The organism is Mycolicibacterium nivoides (genome assembly GCF_003855255.1).
Lineage (GTDB): Bacteria > Actinomycetota > Actinomycetes > Mycobacteriales > Mycobacteriaceae > Mycobacterium > Mycobacterium nivoides.
In genome coordinates, this window is sequence record NZ_CP034072.1 from 70,517 (window position 1) to 88,419 (window position 17,903).

The following is a 17,903-nucleotide window of genomic DNA, read 5'->3' on the forward strand; positions in this document are numbered from 1 at the left end:
ATCGAATTGTTCTCTGCGCAGCGCGAGTTTTCGGCGTACGGCCCGTCGCACTGGGTCGTGCTGGCGGTGTTCGCAACGGGCGCCGTGCTTCTGGTGATGATCGGCCGCAGGCAGACCGAATCGCAGGCCCGAATCCTGAGCCGTGTCCTGGCGGTCCTGCTCGTCGTGGCATTCGTCGTCGCCTTGGCCTACAAGCTGGTCGATCCCACCATCGACACCTCGGTGCCGCTGCAGCTGTGTGATCTCGCGGAACTCGCGGCGGCCTATGCCTTGTGGTCACAACGGCATTGGGCCTTCGTCCTCACCTATTACTGGGGCCTCGTCCTGAGCTCGCAGGCATTGATCACACCTGACATCGGCACGCCGAAGGAGGGCGCTCCGGACTTCCCCCACCACCTCTTCGTCACCTTCTTCACGCTTCATGTGCTGGTCGTGTTGGCTGCCGTCTATCTGACGTGGGGGAGAGGTATGCGACCGCGGTGGCGCGACTACCGCTTCGCCGTCATCGCGACCCTGGGATGGGCGGCATTCACTCTCGCCTTCAACACGATCACGGGAGCCAACTACGGCTATCTCAACCGGAAACCTCCCACCGCGTCGCTGCTGGACGTTCTGGGTCCGTGGCCGGTGTATCTGCTGACTGAGGTCACGATCGTCCTGATCGTGTGGGCGCTGATGACCTGGCCTTGGGAGCGGGTGAGGCAGCGCGCGACGACAGCCGCGCCCCAGCTGTGAAATTGCTGTCAGTAGACGTGCAAAGTGATTATTGACACCGACACTTTGACAGGCTAGGTATATTACGCGCGTTTGCGAATGTGTATCGCTTGCGACCTGTCCCACCCGGGCGACAGTGGCCTGATCGAAGGGGCGGGTTGTGTGCAGACCACGGCATCACGCGAACGCGCGGAAGATCGCACCCCGGAGCACACGCGATGAGTAGCCACAGCAGCGGCACGCAGGACAGGTCGGGCATCGCCCGGGCCATCCGTGTGCTGGCGGTACCCATCGTGCTCGGCTGGATCGCTCTGACCGTCCTGACGAATGCGCTCGTCCCGTCGCTGGAGAAGGTCGGTGAGGAGCACACCGTCGGGCTGAGCGCCAACGACGCCCCGGCGATGATCGCGATGCGCAAGATCGGCGCCGATTTCCAGGAGTTCGATTCCGACAGCAACGCCATGGTGGTGCTGGAGGGCGAGCAGCCGCTCGGCGACGACGCGCACCACTACTACGACGGCGTCGTCGACAAGCTCGAGGCCGACACCGCCCACGTGCAACACGTCGCCGACTTCTGGGGCGACCCGCTGACGGCCTCGGGTGCGCAGAGCAACGATGGCAAGTCGGCCTACGTCCAGGTCTATCTGCGCGGCAACCAGGGCGAGACCCTGGCCAACGAGTCGGTGGCCGCGGTGCGGGAGATCGTCAACCAGTCGTCGCCTCCGCCCGGGGTCAAGGTGTACGTGACCGGCGGCGCGCCGCTGATCAACGACCAGCACCACGCCGGTGACAAGAGCATCGCCAAGGTCACCACCATCACGCTCGTGGTGATCGCCGTGATGCTCGTGCTCGTCTTCAGGTCTGTCGCCACCATGATCCTGGTGCTCGTCATGGTGTTCATGGAGCTCGGCGCTGCCCGCGGCATCGTGGCGTTCCTGGCCCACACCGACATCATCGGGCTGTCGACCTTCGCGGTGAACCTCCTGACCTTGATGGTCATCGCGGCCGGCACCGACTACGCGATCTTCGCGATCGGTCGCTATCAAGAGGCGCGCGGCGCCGGCGAAGACCGAGAAACCGCGTACTACACGATGTTCCGCGGCACCTCTCATGTGGTCCTGGGTTCCGGCATGACCATTGCCGGTGCCATGTTGTGTCTCAGCTTCACGCGCCTGCCGTATTTCCAGACCATGGGTGTGCCGTGTGCTGTGGGTACGTTCGTCGCGGTCGTCGCCGCGCTGACGATGGGCCCGGCGGTCATCGTGATCGGCAGCCGGTTCGGGCGTTTCGAGCCCAAGCGCAGCATCCGGTCGCGCGGCTGGCGTCGCGTCGGCATCGCCGTGGTGCGGTGGCCCGGCCCGATCCTGGCCGCGACGTTGGGCCTGGCGCTGGTCGGCCTGCTCACGCTGCCGGGTTACAAGACCAATTACGACGCCCGCAAATACCTGCCCTCCGACCTGCCTGCGAATGTCGGATATGCCGCGGCCGAAAGGCATTTCAGCGCCGCCCGGATGAACCCCGAACTGTTGATGGTCGAGGCCGACCACGACCTGCGAAACCCGGCTGACTTCCTGGTCATCGATAAGATCGCCAAGGGGATCGTCCGGGTGCCCGGCATCTCCCGGGTACAGGCGATCACCCGGCCCAACGGCCGCCCGATCGAGCACACCTCGATCCCGTTCCTGCTCAGCCGGCAGGGCACGACCAACACGATGAACCGGAAGTACCAGCAGGACCGCATGGACGACATGCTGGTTCAGGCCGATGAGATGCAGAAGTCCATCGACACGATGGAGCAGATGTCGCGGCTGACCCAGCAGATGGCCGACATCACGCATTCGATGGTGGCCAAGACCAAGGTGATGACCCTCGATATCGCCGAATTGCGCGACAACATCGGCGATTTCGACGATTGGCTGCGTCCGCTGCGCAATTACCTCTATTGGGAGCCGCACTGCTCCGACATCCCGCTGTGCTGGTCGATCCGGTCGATCTTCGACACCCTCGACGGCATCGACGCCCTGACCGATGACGTTCAGGAGTTGGTGCCCGAGCTGGAGCGGCTGGACACGTTGATGCCGCAGTTGGTCGCGCTGATGCCCGAGCAGATCGAATCCATGAAGTCCATGAAGACGATGATGCTGACGCAGCGGGCCACGCAGGCCGGTCAGCAGGATCAGATGGCCGCGATGCAGGAGAATTCGACGGCCATGGGCAAGGCCTTCGATGAGGCCCGCAATGACGACACGTTCTATCTTCCGCCGGAAGCCTTCGACAACAAGGACTTCAAGCGTGGCATGAAGAACTTCATCTCTCCCGACGGAAAGTCGGTGCGGTTCATCATCAGCCACGAGGGCGATCCCGCGACGCCGGAGGGCGTCAACCATGTGGACCCGATCAAGTTGGCGGCCAAGGAGGCGCTCAAGGGCACGCCGCTGGAAGGTTCCAAGATCTATCTGGCCGGCACCGCGGCCACGTACAAAGACATGAAGGACGGATCTTTCTACGACCTGCTGATCGCCGGAATCGCCGCGGTATCACTGATTTTCATCATCATGCTGCTCATCACGCGCAGTGTGGTGGCGGCGGCGGTGATCGTCGGTACGGTGCTGCTGTCCCTCGGCGCGTCGTTCGGATTGTCCGTGCTCGTGTGGCAGCACCTTCTCGGGCTGGAACTGCACTGGATGGTGCTGGCGATGTCGGTCATCCTGCTGCTGGCGGTCGGTTCCGACTACAACCTGCTGTTGGTGTCGCGGTTCAAGGAAGAACTGTCCGGTGGCCTGAAGACCGGCATCATCCGGGCGATGGCGGGAACCGGCTCGGTGGTGACCTCGGCGGGCCTGGTGTTCGCCTTCACCATGGCGTCGTTCGCATTCAGCGATCTCAAGGTCATGGCACAGGTCGGCACCACCATCGCACTCGGTCTGCTGTTCGACACTCTCATCGTGCGGTCGTTCATGACCCCGGCGATCGCGGCGCTGCTCGGCCGGTGGTTCTGGTGGCCGCAGGTCATCCAGTCGGCGGCGTCGAAGCGGCGGCTGGCTGAGCTCCAGCGCCGGCAGACATACAAAGCTTCCGCACAGCCCTGACTTAATAAGCAGATCTAACTTAATTGGTGGAAGCCGGAAACACCCGCTTCCGCTGACTCTGGACCGACGGCGGCTATGGTCCGCCGTCGGTCTGTGCCACCGGGCCGTTCCGGCTGGTGCGGGTCTGTAGCTGACAGGTAAACGAAACTGCCCATGTGCGAGTCGAAAACTCTCGCACATGGGCAGTTTCGTCTAACTACTTCTTGTTGCCCCCGGGTCGCGGAGGTGGCGGCGGCTTGGCCTTGGTCGTCGGCTCGAACTTGCCGCCCTTTTTCGGATCGAATGTTCCGGCCATGGTGATCCCTCTCGCTCGTTTCGATAGTCCCACCACTTCCCACCGTAACCACGATGGCAAGGCCCGGCGGGGCGAACGGCGATGAACAGCTGAGAGTTCCGTGTGAACCGTGCAGGTGCCAACGCCTTTCGCGGCGGATCGGCGTGACGAGGCCGGCGGGAATCACGGTGAGCGGAACGTAGCCGGCCGTACCAGGTCACCGTGGTGAGGCGGGGAAAGGCGACACGCCGGGTCTGGTTGCGACACGGTCACGGGACGATACCTATCGGTACATCACCGGTCACATCGGCAACATTGATCACTAACGTCACATCAGCCAACTGTGACGTCATGTCGACGTCCCTGCATTGGGAAGGTGTGACATGTCGCGACGTCCTCGAGGTGCTTCGACGATGGCAGCGGCGGCCGCAATCGGACTCGTCGTCGCCGTCGGCGTAGCGCCCTCGGCATCGGCTGAACCCTGTGAAGGCGCTGCTGCGGCCGCGCAACCCCTCCCGAACCAGGCCTTCCAGATCCCCAAGCCGTCCAGGCTCGCCCCGCTCAACCGGCCGATCGGGCACATGCCCGCCGGGGCCAACGACCGGGCCCCGCTGCCCAAGCTCGGGCAGTTGCCGCTGGCCCTGCTCAAGGCGCTGATGCCGAACTCCGGGCAGGTCAGGCAGAAGGCGGCGGTCGTCCCGGCACCCAATCCCGGCGGCGCCCAGCCTGTCCCGAACGCGGCACAACCGGCGCCGGCCCCGGCGGCGGCTCAGCCCGCGCCGGCTCCCGCGGCGCAACCGGCGCCAGGGGCGCCTCCCGGCACATCGATCGTCGGGTGGGTGACCGGACCCGACAGTCCCAACCAGACGATCAAGCGCTTCGCCATCACCGGCACCGACCTCGGAATCATGTGGGACAACGGGGATCCGGTGAACCGTCAGGTGTTGATGGCCTTCGGTGACACCAACGGATACTGCGGCATTCCCGGTAAGCAGTGGCGATACAACGCGCTGTTCCGCAGCCAGGACGGCTCGCTGTCGCAGACCGTTGCTGTGCCCGACGGTGTGGTCGCCAACAAATACTCGGGTTCTCCGGTGTGGCGCCAGGGCATTTCCAAGCAGATCATCAACAGCATCGGCCGGGCACCGGAGGAGACGGGGATCATCCCGACCGCGGGTATCGCCGTCGGGCGCAACCAGTATCTGAACTTCATGTCGATCCGGAACTGGGACAGCCCCGGAGCTTGGTCGACCAACTTCTCGGCGATCGCGATGTCGCCGGACAACGGCGAGAACTGGGGTGTCTACCCAGGGACCATCCGTCCGCCCGGTGGCGGCAACGAGAACTTCCAGATGGGCGCATTCCTCAAGCCCGGCCCCGGTGATCCGTACATCTACACGTTCGGCACACCGAACGGGCGCGGCGGGTCGGCCTATATCGCGCGGGTGTCCCCGGCCTTCATCCCGGACCTCACGAAATACGAGTATTTCAACGCCGACAACAATGCCTGGGTGCCGGGCAATCCGGCGGCGGCGACACCGGTGATCCCTGGCCCCGTCAGTGAGATGTCCGCCCAGTACAACACCTATCTCAAGCAGTACCTCGTGCTGTACGGCAACGGTGCCAACGATGTGGTGATGCGGACAGCGCCTGCACCCCAGGGGCCGTGGAGCCCGGAACAGTTGATCGCGCCGTCGTCACAGATCCCCGGCGGCATCTACGCGCCGTATCTGCACCCGTGGTCGACGGGCAAGGAGCTGTACTACAACCTGTCGCTGTGGTCGGCCTACAACGTCATGCTGATGAAGACCGTGTTGCCCTGACCCGTCCGTTGGTCTGTCGCCCAGGTGACAGCGGCGCCAACATCGCCTCGAGGCCGTATTCGAATACCGCGTCGTAATCGGTGGGGGACTGCAGGGCCGCGACGAGCGCCTGATCCGGCCAATCCGCGGTCCACAGCGACGGGTCCTCCTCCTGGTGCCGCGGGCCCCGCACGGCCGAGAACAGCATCACCGCAGAGGCGGTCACGTGCACCTGCACGGCCCGCAGCACCAGTGCGGCGCGGGTCCCGGTGAGGCCGGCCTCGGCCAGCTCGGCGGCGAGTTTCTGCTGGACTGGCAGGAACAACGTCGGTGTCCGATCCCGCTCGTGGGCGATCGCCAGCAGGTGTTGGCGGCGGATCAGCAGGCTGCGCTGGTTGCGGGCAAGCGCGGCAATCCGATTCACCGGAGTGTCGCCCTCCATGGGCAGCCCGGCCATCTCGGCGACCAGGCGGTCGACCAGGCTGTCGAAGAGCGCGTCACGGCCGCCGACGTGCCAGTAGATCGAGGTGACGGCCACGCCGATCCGCTCGGCGAGCCCGCGCATCGAGAATGCCTCCACCCCATCGGATTCAATGAGGCCGGCTGCCGCGTCGAGGATGACGTCGGCGTCGATCGCCTTTGCCTTCGGGCTCATCCGCCGGCTTCCGCCTCGGAGATGCGTTCGGGCCCGGGCAGGTCGAGGTAGCGCTCGAGATTGCGGTGCATGTTGATGATTCTCCGCTCCTCGGCCGACAGCACCAGGTGGGTGAAGCCCGGCTGGTGCAAACCGCGCTGCAGGCCGGTCAGTACGGCGATGTCCTGGCTCATCACCACTCCGGGATGAGCTTCGTCGGCGCCCATCCGGACGTCCGTCGGCCTGACCCGCGGTGCCTGCGCCGGCATGCGGGTCATCAGCGTCATCACGAGCTGCCCTCGGTCGGGGTCGGGCCCGGGCAGCGACGTCATCACCGTCAGATGGTCGGCGCTGGCCAGCAGGGTCAGGTTGGGGAAGATGTTGTACTGGTGCAGGCACATCACCTGGTCGGTACTGGCCCAGCCGATGTCGACGCCGCGCTCGGCCGCGAATTCCTTGATCTGCGTGGCGATCACGTCGGCCACCGTCTGGCCGGGCGACCGCCGGTCTCGGGGGAAGGGCGTGCCTTCGGCGAGACCCATCAGGGCACCCTGTGTGTACACGTAGGCGTCCCACACTTCTTCGTCGCTCAGCGATCCGGCGAGTCGCGGGCTGGGAACTCCGTAGAGGGATTCGGATTTGCCGGTGTGGCCCCAGATCTTCTGTGGGGCGTACACGTCGTCCATGCACCGGTGCAGTTCGGGATGCAGGGTCTGGACGTGATAGGTCTCGCTGTAGCCGTCGGCGATTGTCTTCCAGTTGGCGTCGACGTCGATGGTCATCGTTGCGTAGCAACGGAAGTCGCCGAGGCCGCACCAGGCGATGTCGCCGGGGACCGCCTCCAGGTAGTCGGCCAGGGGCATCGCGGCGGGGTCGAGGTTGACGAAGACCAGCCGTTCCCAGGTGTCGACCCGCACCGGAGCCAGCGGAAACTCCGACATGTGCACCGACCCGAACCCCTTGCGGTTCGGGATTCGTTTGAGCGCCCCGGCCAGGTCCCAGGTCCAGCCGTGGTAGCCGCATTTCAGTTCCCGCAGCGAGGAACCGACGCCGGTGCACAGGGCGTTGCCGCGATGGCGGCAGGCGTTCTGGAAGGCGCGCAATTCACCGTCGTCCCCGCGGACGATCAGCACCGAGTAGGGGCCGCAACGGTATTCGAAGTAGTCGCCCGCCTCGGCCACGTGATCGACCGTGCACGCTGCCTGCCAGACCCGCGGCCACATGCGCTCCACCTCGAGTTGGGCGAACGCCGGTGAGACGTAGCGTTCGGCAGGCACCAGGGTGGGGCGCGCCGGTGGATCGCCGATCGCGTCCACCCGTCGTGGGTTGTCGGTGTGCGTGGAAGTCAGGGCCATGGAGGTGCCTCCCATTGAGAAGGACAAACTCGGGACGGTGGCAATGTAACGGTGTTACATTGCCACCGTAGCGGCCTGAACGCCTCAAGGGAGCAAAAACGTGTTCGATCTCAAAATCACCGGCGGCACCGTCGTCGACGGGACCGGTGCGGACCGGTTCACCGCCGATGTCGCGATCAAGGACGGCAAGATCGTCGAGGTGCACCGGCGCGGCGCCAACGACCCTGCCCTGGGCGGCGACGCAGCCGAAACCATCGACGCCACAGGCAAGATCGTGGCCCCCGGCTTCGTCGACATTCACACCCACTACGACGGCCAGGTCTCCTGGGACGCCGTGCTCGAGCCGTCCAGCAACCACGGCGTCACCACCGTGGTGGCGGGCAACTGCGGTGTCGGTTTCGCACCGGTCCGGCCCGGTCAGGAGGAGTGGCTGATCTCCCTGATGGAGGGTGTCGAGGACATCCCCGGCACGGCCCTGACCGAGGGCATCACCTGGGGCTGGGAAACCTTCGGCGAATACCTGGACGTCATCGGACAGCGCGAACTGGCGGTCGACATGGGTACCCAGATCGCCCACGGCGCCATCCGGGCCTACGCCATGGGGGAGCGTGGCGCCCGCAACGAGCCGGCGAACCCCGATGACATCAAGGCGATGGCGAAGCTGGTGCAAGAGGCCATCGAGGCAGGGGCGCTTGGCTTTTCGTCGTCGCGCACCATCGCGCACACCGCCATGGACGGCGAGCCGGTGCCCGGCACCTTCGCCGCCGAGGACGAGTTGTTCGCCCTGGGCCGGGCCACCGCGGCCGGTGGGGCGGCGGTGTTCGAGCTGGCCCCGCAGGGCGCCGCCGGCGAAGACATCGTCGCACCCAAGAAGGAACTCGAATGGATGCGCCGCCTCGGCGAGGAGATCGACTGCGCGCTCAGCTTCGCCCTGATCCAGGTCGACGCCGACCCCAACCTGTGGCGCGAGCAGCTCGATCTGTCGGCGGCGGCGCACAAGGCCGGTAGCCGGTTGTTCCCGCAGGTGGCGGCGCGGCCGTTCGGCATGCTGCTGGGCTTTCCCGGTCACCACGCCTTCACCCACCGCCCGACCTACCGGCGCCTGCAGGCCGAATGCACGCGTGAGGAGCTGGCCGAGCGCCTCGCGGATCCGAAGGTGCGCGCGGCGATCCTGGCCGAGGAAGACCTGCCGATCGACCCCGGCAAGCTGTTCGACGGCATGTTCATGTTGGCGCAGAACGCGGCAAATCGCCTGTACCACATCGGAGAACCGCCGGACTACGAACCGACCGAGGAACGCACCGTTGCGGCGATCGCCAAGCAGCGTGGCCTGGACCCGCTGGCCGCGATGTACGACCTGATGCTCGAGGCCAACGCGGGCGCCATGCTGATGTACCCGATGTTCAACTACTCCGACGGCAACCACGATGCGATCCGGGAGATGCTCACCCACCCGGCCGGCGTGCTGGGCCTGTCCGACGGCGGCGCGCACTGCAGCATGATCTGCGACGCCTCGTACCCGACGTTCCTGCTGACGCACTGGGCGCGCGACCGTCATCGCGGCGAGAAGCTGCCGCTGGAGTACGTGATCCGCAAGCAGTCGCACGACACCGCGCAGCTCTACGGGATGTCGGACCGCGGCGTCATCAGTGTGGGCAAGAAAGCCGACGTCAACGTCATCGACCTGGACGCGCTGACCTTGCACGCGCCGAGGATGGCGTATGACCTGCCCGCCGGCGGAAAGCGGTTGGTGCAGGGCGCGAGTGGTTACGAGGCGACGATCGTGAGCGGCACGGTGACCCGTCGGCATGGCGTCGACACCGGTGCCCGCCCGGGCCGGCTGGTGCGCGGGATCCGCTGATCCGTAGGGTCTTTCGCCATGGCGGATTTTCGTTACGATCCGCGTCAGCGCCCGGCGCAACCTCCGGCGCCGGCCGCTGACGCTTTCACCATCCACACTGCCGTTGTCGCCGAAGAGGTTTCGCTGGCATTTGTCCGCGAGGGCATCGGCGGTGTGCCCCTTCTGCTGGTGCACGGCTATCCCGAGACCAAGCGGATCTGGTGGCGCAACATCGAGGCCCTGGCCGCGGCCGGCTTCGAGGTCATCGTCCCGGATCTGCGCGGTATGGGTGACAGCTCGATCCCGCCCGACGACCGGCACGACATCGTCACGTACTCCCGCGATCTGTATGCGCTGGTGCACGACGAGCTGGGGCACGAGTCGTGCCTGATCGCCGCGAGCGATGTCGGGGCTGTGGTCAGCACCGACCTGATTCACCGGTTTCCCGGATTCGTCACGCGTTTCTGTGTTTTCAACACCGTGCCGCCCATGGCCGTCGACTACTCGGGGATCGGCACGCGGCATCCGGGATCGATCGGCGGCGCGGCCGACCCGACCGGCGATTACCGGTGGATGCAGGGCGCCTTCCCCGACGAGCTCGCCGCGATGCTGACCACACCCGAGGCGCGCAGGCAGTGGGTGGCGGCGATGTACACCAATCGGTTATGGGGCTCGGCCTACGCGTTCACCCAGCCCGACGTGGATTTCATGACCGAGCCGTTCGCCGACGAGGCACGGCTACAGGCGGGCTGGGCGTCCTACCAACTGGCCTACGGCCGCGCGATGTCCGACATCCCGTTGATGGATGCGGTCGAGGTGCCCACGTTGGTGCTGTACGGACCCGACGATCATGTGGTCGGCGAGGATTTCGTCCCCCGCACCGAGCGCGCGTTTCTCAATCGCATTGGGCCGTTGGTGATTCCGGGTGCGGGTCACTTCCTGCAGTGGGAGCGCGCCGACATCTTCAACCGGTTGATCCCCGCGGTGTTCGGCGACGTCATCGTGAACCATCGGCGGGCTGCGCCAGAATCGACCCGCCCAGCCAGCGTCTGACGAAGCGCCGCAGCTCCTCGGGGCTGCGGGTGGGATCGTTCGGTGCGACGAAGAACGACAGCATCGTGCGCAGGGTGAACTCCACCAGGTCACGCAGCGATGATTCGTCGTACCCGTACTTCTCCCAGTCGACGTCGAAGCGCGTGATCATCCGCATACCGAACGCCTGGCCTTCGTCGGAGGCCACGTTGACCGAGCTGGCTGCGGCCTGGGGCCCCGACAGCATGATGCGCAGGTGCGGTATCCGGGCGACCTCCGCCAAGGTGAACATGACGCCTTCGGTCATCGCCTCGGCGGGATCGGTGATGCCGCGCACGCTCTCGGCGAGCCGGTCGAGAAACCCGTCGACCGTGGCGATGGCCGCCGCGTGCATCAGGGCCTCGGCCGTGGGGAAGTAGCGGTACACGGTCTGGCGGATGACACCGAGCGATGCCGCGACATCGGCGATGCTGATGCTGGTGCCGGTCTCGGCGATCAACCGCACCGCCGCGGCCACGATGCGTTCCGAGGCTTCCTCGTCGCTTCCGGGTGGCCGCCCGTCCCACCCCCGCCTACGCGCCACGGTCTGGATTCCTGGCAGGCAACATCCCTGCAGGATATCGCCACCCATCGTTGACGGGCCGTATCCGCGTGTAGTAATCATACAAACCACGCGTTGTTTGTATGATTACTTTCGATCAGCAGGCAGTCGCGGTTCGAGAGTCTCAAGACAAGGCGAGGTGGCACCGATGACGGATCTGATCGTGCGGAAGATGAGGTTCGCGTTCGCGGACCACCGCGTCCCGTTCCTGTGGAACGAGACCAACCCGGCGTTCTCGTCGATGGCCAACGCGGTGTCGTTCCTGGCCATCGCGTTCGAGAAGATGATCGGCCACATGATCACCGAGGCCATGCCGTTCATCACCGATCCGGAGGTGGCCGAGGAGGCCCAGGCCTTCGTGCGGCAGGAGGGTCAGCACTCGATGGCCCACCGCCAGCACGCCAAGGGGCTGATCAAGACCTACCCGGCCCTCAAGGAAACCCTCGACGAGGTGATCAAGGCTTTCGACGACCTCACCGCCGAGACGCCGCTGAAGTACCGGCTGGCCTACACCGCCGATCTGGAGGCGACGTTCACGCCGGTCTTCAAATTGATGCTCGATCATGACGACACGCTGTTCGCTCCGGGGGACGATCGTGTGGCGTCACTGTTCCTGTGGCACTTCGTCGAAGAGGTCGAGCACCGCAGTTCGGCATTGATCATCTACGACGCGGTGGTGGACGACCCGTGGTACCGCATGCGGGTGGCCCCGTCGATCTTCAAGCATGTGTGGGCCGTGCTCAAGATCGCCACCGAGGGCTTCAACAAACATGTTCCGCTGGAAGAACGACAGATCGACGCGATGTCGATGTTCGGTATGCAGGCACGGAAAAAGGCTCTGCTGCAAAAGCTTCCGTTCACCAAGACCCCGTATGACGGGCCGGTCGCGAATGCGTTCGCCCATCTGCCGGTGCGCGAGATGCTGACTGCCCTTGCGGGCGTCGTCCGCAGCCAGGTTCCGGGTCACGATCCGGCCCACGAGAAGCTGCCAGTGCTGGCCGACGAGTGGTTCCAGCGCTACCAGGACGGCTACGACGTGACGCTGTGGTACACCGCAGGTGACGCCGCAGAGCAGAAAGCGACCACCGCCGATGTCTGATCTGTGTGCCCCGACCTTCTCGGGTTTGGCTGAGCGCCTGGGCTTTTCATGTGACACCGCCGGAGGGCTGGTCGAGTTCCGCAGCCCGTTCGGGCTGGAGAACTGGACGCTGCCGGTGCTGGAGATCACCGTGATCGTCGGCGCGGTCCTGGCCTTGGTGTACGCCATCGTGCGGCTGCGCCGTCACAACGATCCGACCAACCTGGTGCTGTGGTTCGGCGCCATCGCCTATCTGCTGATCATCGAACCGCCGCTGTATTTTCCGGGCGCGTTCGGGATCGCCGACCACGTCGACACGATGTTCGCGCACAACGTGTTCACCGTCGACTTCCTGTGGGGCCGGCTGCCGCTCTACATCGTGGCGATCTACCCGATGATGGCGACGGTGGCCTACGAGATCGTCCGGATCCTCGGGGTCTTCCGCCGGCGCGGTGTGCTGGTCGGCGCGATCTGTGTCGGGTTCGTCCACCACGCGTTCTACGAGATCTTCGACCACATCGGGCCGCAGCTGCGGTGGTGGGAGTGGACCCTGGACCATCCGATGAACCAGCCGTTCTTCGATTCGGTGCCGCTGCCAAGCGTGGTCGTGTTCGCGGCCCTCTGGCCGATGTCGTTGGCCTTCTGCGTGCAGCTGTTCGTCGGCCGCCACGTCCAGGACGGCAAGACGTTCACCGGCTTGCAGATCCTGGGGCGCACCGTCGTGGTCGGCGTGCTGGCATCGATCGGGACGGCGGTGCTGCCCCTGCCCGCCACGCTCGCCGCGACGATCTCGGGGAGCACCGCGGTAGGCGGGGTGGTCTATGCCGCCGAACTCGTGGTGCTCACCGTGGTGGCGATTCCGGTGCTGTTCAGCCAGTGGTCGAGCCTGCGCAAGGACCGCGACCCGGCAACCGTGCGCTATTCGAACCCGCTCATCCTGGGCTACGCCGCGGTGTATCTGGCCGTCATGACGGTCCTGTGGCTGACGGCCCTGCCGGCCTACTTCGGCGCCGTCGACGGTGTCACCTCCAACGGTGATCCGATCGGTAGCCTCGCCTACGCGGTGATCTGCGTGCTCATCGCTGGATTGTCGATCGCCGCGGCCGCTACCGCGAACCCTGCTGACCAGCAGCAACGGCCCGATGCGGTAGCGCCGGAACTGGCGGGCGAGCGGGAATGAGAAGCGAACCCACAGGCGCGCCACCCGGCTGACCGCGTGGGTGATGGGGCAGAATTGCGGGGGTGCCGACACCGCCGCAACGCCCCGGTGAGCCCGGCCGGCGAGATATACAAGGTCGCGGCCCTGTGCCGCCGCCCGACCCGGCCACCCGGCGGCTGCCCCGACCAGGACGGCCCGAGGCGCCGACGGAACAGATCCGGGCCCGCTATCAGCCGCGGGAGGCCGCGACCGAGAAGTTCAGGCCCCCGGAGGCCGCGACCGAGAGAATCGTGCAGAACCGTCCCCCGGTCGAGCCCAATCGGCCCGGGCCTGAGCCGGCCAAGCCGTCGTCACGATGGCGCAGCCCGCTGGCGATCGTCCTCGCCGCCGTCATCGTCGTCGCACTCATGGTGATCGGACTGACCGGCGCCGAACTTTACGCCCGGCACAAAGCGGGCTCGGTGCTCGTCGCGGTCACCGAATGTGTGGTGGAGGACAGTGCCACCGTCTCGTTCGGGGTGAAACCGCCGTTCCTGTGGCAGCACATCACCGGCCACTACACCAACATCTCGGTGGAAACCGGCGGCAAGCAGGTGCAGGCCGCCAAGGGCATGACCGCAGACGTGGCGCTGTCCGACATCCGCTTGCAGGGCACCGAGGATTCCAAGGGCACCATCGGATCGTTGAGCGCCACGCTGAGCTGGACGTCGGCCGGTATCAAGGACACGGTGGCCGAGAACCTGCCCGGCGTCGGCTCCCTGGTCACCGATGTCAGCACCGACCCGTCGGCGGGAACCATCACCATCGAGGCGGTGGGGGACACCAAGGTGACGGCAAAGCCGTTGGTGAACGACGGACACCTGAACCTGCAGATCACCGACGTCAGCGGTCCGTTCGAGAGAGACACCGTGCAGGCAGCGCTCGACGGTCTCATGACGAAGCTGAACGACGCCTACCCGCTCGGGATCCACGCCGACAGCGTCTCGGTTACCGACACCGGCGTGGTGGGCAAGTTCTCCAGCCAGAACGCATCCATCCCCAACGACGAATCCGCCGACGCCTGCTTCTCCCAGCTGTGATGCCGGCCCGATTCGCAACGGCCGGCGTGCTGACCCTGGCGGTGCTATGCGGCACTCCGCTCGCCCGCGCACAGGACCCCAGCCCGCTAGTGCCGCTGGTCGACGCCGCGGCGCAGCGCCTGCAGACCGCAGACCCTGTGGCCGCCAACAAGTTTCGCAACGGTGGACCGATCGAGGATCCGCGACGCGAACAACAGGTCATCGACGCCACCACGGCCGAGGCCCACAGCCGGCATATCGACCCGGCCTACGTCGGCCAGGTGTTCCGGGATCAGATCGACGCGACCGTCGCCGTGGAGTACGGCCTGTTCGCGCGATGGAAGCTGGATCCGGTGACCGCTCCCGCAGCTGCCCCGGATCTGGCGGCGTCGAGAACTGCCATCGACGCGCTCAACCACGCGATGGTGAACGAGATCGCCGACCAGTGGCCGACCCTTCACTCGCCGTCGTGCCCGGCCGACCTGGCGGGCGCCGTCGATGGCGTGGCCACGGCGCGAAATCTTGATCCGCTGTATCGGCAGGCGCTGGACTACGCCACCAGGTCGTATTGCCGCTGACCGTCGGGCGCATTCGGGAATTGACGTTTCTGTCGACGGTGCGTGGGTACTCCTGGCCGCAGGAGGTCTTGAAATGCCTACATGGAGTTGGATCGTCATCGTCGTGGTCGCCGTGGTGATCGTGCTGCTCGCAGTGGTCGTGGCCGCATCGATGATGCGTCAGAAGCGCAGCGAGCGGCTCAAGGATCAGTTCGGGCCGGAGTATGAGCGCACCGTCGAAACAGCCGGTGATCAGCGTGCTGCGGAGCGTGAACTACTTGCGCGCGAACGCAAGCACAACAAGTTGGACATCAAAGAGCTGGCGCCGGAGTCGCGGGTTCGCTACGTCGAGGCATGGGGCGTCACCCAGGCCGGGTTCGTCGACAACCCCTCGAAATCGGTCGGTGACGCCGATCGTCTGGTGACCGAGGTGATGCGCGAACGGGGTTATCCGGTAGACGATTTCGAGCAGCGTGCTGCAGATCTGTCGGTGGATCACCCCAAGGTGGTCGAGCACTACCGGGCGGCGCACATCCTGCACCTCGCGCAGGAGCAGGGCGAGATCGGCACCGAGGCGCAGCGTGAGGCGCTGGTTCACTACCGCGCGCTCTTCGAGCGATTGGTCGGGGCTGAGCCTGAAACGCAGGCCGGGCCTGACAGCCGCGCCGCCGAACATGTGGCCCAGCCCGAACGCGCCACCCCGGCCCAGCGTGAGGCCGGCACGAACGAAGCCGGTACGGATTCGCCCAAGGAGGCGCGAGCATGACGACCCACGAAGAACAAACGACTGTCTCGCCGGAAGCCACCGAGGCCGAGCCGTCGAGCGAGGACAACACGATGTTGTTCGCCGGCGAGCATCGGTCGGGATTGCACTCGCGCTGGAACGACGTTCAGGCGGCGTTCGTCGACGACCCGAAAGAATGCGTGCAGAAAGCGGACAACCTTGTGGCAGAAGTCGTCGAGGAGCTCACCGCGAGTTTCGCCGACACCCGGTCCAGGCTTGAGGCGCAATGGTCTCGAGGCGAGGAGGCATCCACCGAGGATCTCCGTGTGGCACTGACGCGCTATCGCGATTTCTTCCAGCGGCTGCTGTCGGTGTGAGGCTCGTCAAGGGTTACAAACTGTCCACGATGGCGTTTTTCAGGGCCTCGGAACTGGTGCCGAACACCGCCTGAACGCTGTTGCCGACCTCGATGACGCCTGCGGCGCCGAGGGCCTTCAGCCGGTCCTGGTCGACCTTGCTCTTGTCGGCCACCTCCATGCGGAGCCGGGTGATGCAGGCATCGACATTGACGAGGTTCTCCCGGCCGCCGAACGCCGCGATGATCTGTTCGGCCTGAGTGTCCGCGCGCGCGGGTGCGGTCAACGTGCCGGTGCCGCCAGCCGTCACCGTGTTGGTGGAATCGGCGCCCTCACCGAGGTTGGCCCGTTCCTCGGCCTCGAACTCCGTCTCGGGCTCACGGCCGGGTGTGAGCATGTTCCACCTCTTGATCGCGACGTAGAACAACACGAAGTAGACGACCGAGAACACCGCTCCCATCACGATCAGCAGCCAGATGTTCTTCGCCGCGGGCGCCCCGCCATACAACAACAGGTCCAGGAGTCCGGCCGAGAACGAGAAGCCCAGGTGGATGTCGAGCAGGTAGGCGATCGCCAGGGACAGCCCGGTCAGGACCGCATGGATGACGTAGAGAGGGAACGCCACGAACATGAACGCGAACTCGAGCGGTTCGGTCACGCCGGTCAGGAACGCGGTGAGGGCGGCCGCCGAGAGGATGCCGACCGCAACTTTGCGTTGCTTCTTGTTCGCGGCGAGGATCATCGCCAGCGCCGCGGCGGGCAGGCCGAACATCAACACCGGGTAGAACCCCGAGGTGAGGATGCCCGCGGTCGGGTCGCCCGCCGCGAACCGGGTGAGCTCACCGGTGACCACCGTGCCGTCCGCGTTCTGATAATCGCCGTAGATGAACCACACGTAAGAGTTCGGGATGTGGTGCAGGCCCAGGGGAATCAGCATGCGGTTGGCGAATCCGTAGACGAATGCCCCCAGCGCGCCGCTGCCGCCGATGAACCGGCCGAGCCCGGTCAGTCCCGCGTCGAAGATCGGATAGAAGTAGCTCATCAGGAAGGCGATGAACAAGCTCGCCAGGGATACCACGATCGGCACGAACCGCCGTCCCCCGAAAAAGCCGAGATAGGACGGTAATTGGATGGTGTGGTAACGGTCGAACAACCATGCCGTGACCAGACCCACTACGATTCCGGCGAACACGCTGTAGTTGATCTGGGCTTGATCGCCGGCCTTGTCCACCTCGCCGGCCAGCACGATGGGGGACATGGTCTTGAAGACCGCCGCCATCACCAGGTAGCCGACCACCGCTGCCAGCGCCGTCGAGCCGTCGGCCTTGCGGGCGAAGCCGATCGCGACACCGACCGCGAACAGCAGGGGCAGGTTGGTGAACAGCGCGTCGCCTGCGGCGCTCATCGCCTTGAAGAAGGGGCCGATGACGGGGGAGTCGATCCGGCCCAGCAGGTCGGGTTGGCCCAGCCGCAGCAGGATGCCGGCGGCGGGCAGCACGGCGATCGGCAGCATGAGGCTCTTGCCGAGTCGCTGCAGTTGTGCGAACGCGGGTATACGCAGACCGGATTTCACCTGTGCAACTTCAGATTTCGTCGTATCGCTCATCGCCTTATCGCCCTCCTGGCCACC

General features: G+C 65.8%; 15 protein-coding genes. 11 read left to right on the forward strand and 4 right to left on the reverse strand.

Annotated elements, in window-relative coordinates; all coding sequences use genetic code 11:
- Positions 1 to 6: 6 nt before the first annotated feature.
- The 3 genes from EH231_RS00390 to EH231_RS00400 all read left to right on the forward strand — a co-directional run bounded on the left by EH231_RS00390 (position 7) and on the right by EH231_RS00400 (position 5,900).
- The gene (locus tag EH231_RS00390) at positions 7 to 735 is read left to right on the forward strand and encodes a YwaF family protein (RefSeq protein WP_090434202.1); all 729 of its coding nucleotides are present in this window, start codon (positions 7 to 9) and stop codon (positions 733 to 735) included.
- 197 nt (positions 736 to 932) lie between these two features.
- Positions 933 to 3,803 (forward strand): MMPL/RND family transporter, encoded by a 2,871-nt coding sequence (locus EH231_RS00395; RefSeq protein WP_124711648.1) that lies wholly within the window; start codon positions 933 to 935, stop codon positions 3,801 to 3,803.
- A gap of 687 nt (positions 3,804 to 4,490) precedes the next feature.
- On the forward strand, positions 4,491 to 5,900 hold the full coding sequence (locus tag EH231_RS00400) for a glycoside hydrolase family 183 protein (RefSeq protein WP_090433980.1): 1,410 nt from the start codon (positions 4,491 to 4,493) through the stop codon (positions 5,898 to 5,900).
- Here EH231_RS00400 and EH231_RS00405 read toward each other — a convergent pair.
- Both EH231_RS00405 and EH231_RS00410 read right to left on the reverse strand, forming a co-directional pair.
- Complete coding sequence (locus EH231_RS00405; protein ID WP_090433982.1) at positions 5,872 to 6,534, reverse strand: TetR/AcrR family transcriptional regulator; 663 nt, start codon at positions 6,532 to 6,534, stop codon at positions 5,872 to 5,874. The genes EH231_RS00400 and EH231_RS00405 overlap by 29 nt on opposite strands.
- Positions 6,531 to 7,868 carry an aromatic ring-hydroxylating oxygenase subunit alpha gene (locus EH231_RS00410; protein WP_090434205.1) on the reverse strand — a complete coding sequence of 446 codons (1,338 nt, stop codon included), beginning with the start codon at positions 7,866 to 7,868 and terminating at the stop codon, positions 6,531 to 6,533. The genes EH231_RS00405 and EH231_RS00410 overlap by 4 nt, the downstream gene beginning before the upstream one ends.
- A gap of 100 nt (positions 7,869 to 7,968) precedes the next feature.
- Here EH231_RS00410 and EH231_RS00415 point away from each other — a divergent pair, with 100 nt between their 5' ends.
- Together EH231_RS00415 and EH231_RS00420 are read left to right on the forward strand one after the other, a co-directional pair.
- Positions 7,969 to 9,729 (forward strand): N-acyl-D-amino-acid deacylase family protein, encoded by a 1,761-nt coding sequence (locus EH231_RS00415; RefSeq protein ID WP_090433984.1) that lies wholly within the window; start codon positions 7,969 to 7,971, stop codon positions 9,727 to 9,729.
- 18 nt (positions 9,730 to 9,747) lie between these two features.
- Positions 9,748 to 10,761 carry an alpha/beta fold hydrolase gene (locus EH231_RS00420; protein ID WP_090433985.1) on the forward strand — a complete coding sequence of 338 codons (1,014 nt, stop codon included), beginning with the start codon at positions 9,748 to 9,750 and terminating at the stop codon, positions 10,759 to 10,761.
- On the opposite strand, the gene EH231_RS00425 is transcribed toward EH231_RS00420, so the two are convergent.
- The gene (locus tag EH231_RS00425) at positions 10,706 to 11,323 is read right to left on the reverse strand and encodes a TetR/AcrR family transcriptional regulator (RefSeq protein WP_090434208.1); all 618 of its coding nucleotides are present in this window, start codon (positions 11,321 to 11,323) and stop codon (positions 10,706 to 10,708) included. The two genes, EH231_RS00420 and EH231_RS00425, sit on opposite strands and share 56 nt — an antisense overlap.
- 166 nt (positions 11,324 to 11,489) lie before the next feature.
- Between EH231_RS00425 and EH231_RS00430 the strand changes: the two genes are divergently transcribed.
- From EH231_RS00430 to EH231_RS00455, 6 genes are all read left to right on the forward strand, one after another.
- Positions 11,490 to 12,440, forward strand: coding sequence for a metal-dependent hydrolase (locus EH231_RS00430; RefSeq protein WP_090434211.1), 951 nt, complete (start codon positions 11,490 to 11,492; stop codon positions 12,438 to 12,440).
- Positions 12,433 to 13,599, forward strand: a complete 1,167-nt coding sequence (locus EH231_RS00435) for a DUF7802 domain-containing protein (protein WP_090433987.1) — start codon at positions 12,433 to 12,435, stop codon at positions 13,597 to 13,599. The genes EH231_RS00430 and EH231_RS00435 overlap by 8 nt, the downstream gene beginning before the upstream one ends.
- 125 nt (positions 13,600 to 13,724) lie before the next feature.
- Positions 13,725 to 14,657 (forward strand): LmeA family phospholipid-binding protein, encoded by a 933-nt coding sequence (locus EH231_RS00440; RefSeq protein ID WP_241177858.1) that lies wholly within the window; start codon positions 13,725 to 13,727, stop codon positions 14,655 to 14,657.
- On the forward strand, positions 14,657 to 15,214 hold the full coding sequence (locus tag EH231_RS00445) for a chorismate mutase (RefSeq protein WP_090433991.1): 558 nt from the start codon (positions 14,657 to 14,659) through the stop codon (positions 15,212 to 15,214). Before EH231_RS00440 ends, EH231_RS00445 begins: the two co-directional genes overlap by 1 nt.
- A gap of 73 nt (positions 15,215 to 15,287) precedes the next feature.
- Positions 15,288 to 15,959, forward strand: a complete 672-nt coding sequence (locus EH231_RS00450; protein ID WP_090433993.1) for a hypothetical protein — start codon at positions 15,288 to 15,290, stop codon at positions 15,957 to 15,959.
- Positions 15,956 to 16,294 (forward strand): hypothetical protein, encoded by a 339-nt coding sequence (locus tag EH231_RS00455; RefSeq protein WP_090433995.1) that lies wholly within the window; start codon positions 15,956 to 15,958, stop codon positions 16,292 to 16,294. Before EH231_RS00450 ends, EH231_RS00455 begins: the two co-directional genes overlap by 4 nt.
- Before the next feature lie 13 nt (positions 16,295 to 16,307).
- On the opposite strand, the gene EH231_RS00460 is transcribed toward EH231_RS00455, so the two are convergent.
- Positions 16,308 to 17,879 (reverse strand): PTS transporter subunit EIIC, encoded by a 1,572-nt coding sequence (locus EH231_RS00460; RefSeq protein ID WP_090433997.1) that lies wholly within the window; start codon positions 17,877 to 17,879, stop codon positions 16,308 to 16,310.
- Positions 17,880 to 17,903: the final 24 nt, after the last annotated feature.

What these genes read in the sequence shown, in the direction of transcription:
- EH231_RS00460 (WP_090433997.1), bottom strand. Translation starts at nt 17,879, where the DNA reads ATGAGCGATACGACGAAATCTGAAGTTGCACAGGTGAAATCCGGTCTG.
- EH231_RS00400 (WP_090433980.1), top strand. Translation starts at nt 4,491, where the DNA reads ATGGCAGCGGCGGCCGCAATCGGACTCGTCGTCGCCGTCGGCGTAGCG.
- EH231_RS00435 (WP_090433987.1), top strand. Translation starts at nt 12,433, where the DNA reads ATGTCTGATCTGTGTGCCCCGACCTTCTCGGGTTTGGCTGAGCGCCTG.
- EH231_RS00410 (WP_090434205.1), bottom strand. Translation starts at nt 7,868, where the DNA reads ATGGCCCTGACTTCCACGCACACCGACAACCCACGACGGGTGGACGCG.
- EH231_RS00405 (WP_090433982.1), bottom strand. Translation starts at nt 6,534, where the DNA reads ATGAGCCCGAAGGCAAAGGCGATCGACGCCGACGTCATCCTCGACGCG.
- EH231_RS00430 (WP_090434211.1), top strand. Translation starts at nt 11,490, where the DNA reads ATGACGGATCTGATCGTGCGGAAGATGAGGTTCGCGTTCGCGGACCAC.
- EH231_RS00395 (WP_124711648.1), top strand. Translation starts at nt 933, where the DNA reads ATGAGTAGCCACAGCAGCGGCACGCAGGACAGGTCGGGCATCGCCCGG.
- EH231_RS00420 (WP_090433985.1), top strand. Translation starts at nt 9,748, where the DNA reads ATGGCGGATTTTCGTTACGATCCGCGTCAGCGCCCGGCGCAACCTCCG.
- EH231_RS00450 (WP_090433993.1), top strand. Translation starts at nt 15,288, where the DNA reads ATGCCTACATGGAGTTGGATCGTCATCGTCGTGGTCGCCGTGGTGATC.
- EH231_RS00445 (WP_090433991.1), top strand. Translation starts at nt 14,657, where the DNA reads ATGCCGGCCCGATTCGCAACGGCCGGCGTGCTGACCCTGGCGGTGCTA.
- EH231_RS00455 (WP_090433995.1), top strand. Translation starts at nt 15,956, where the DNA reads ATGACGACCCACGAAGAACAAACGACTGTCTCGCCGGAAGCCACCGAG.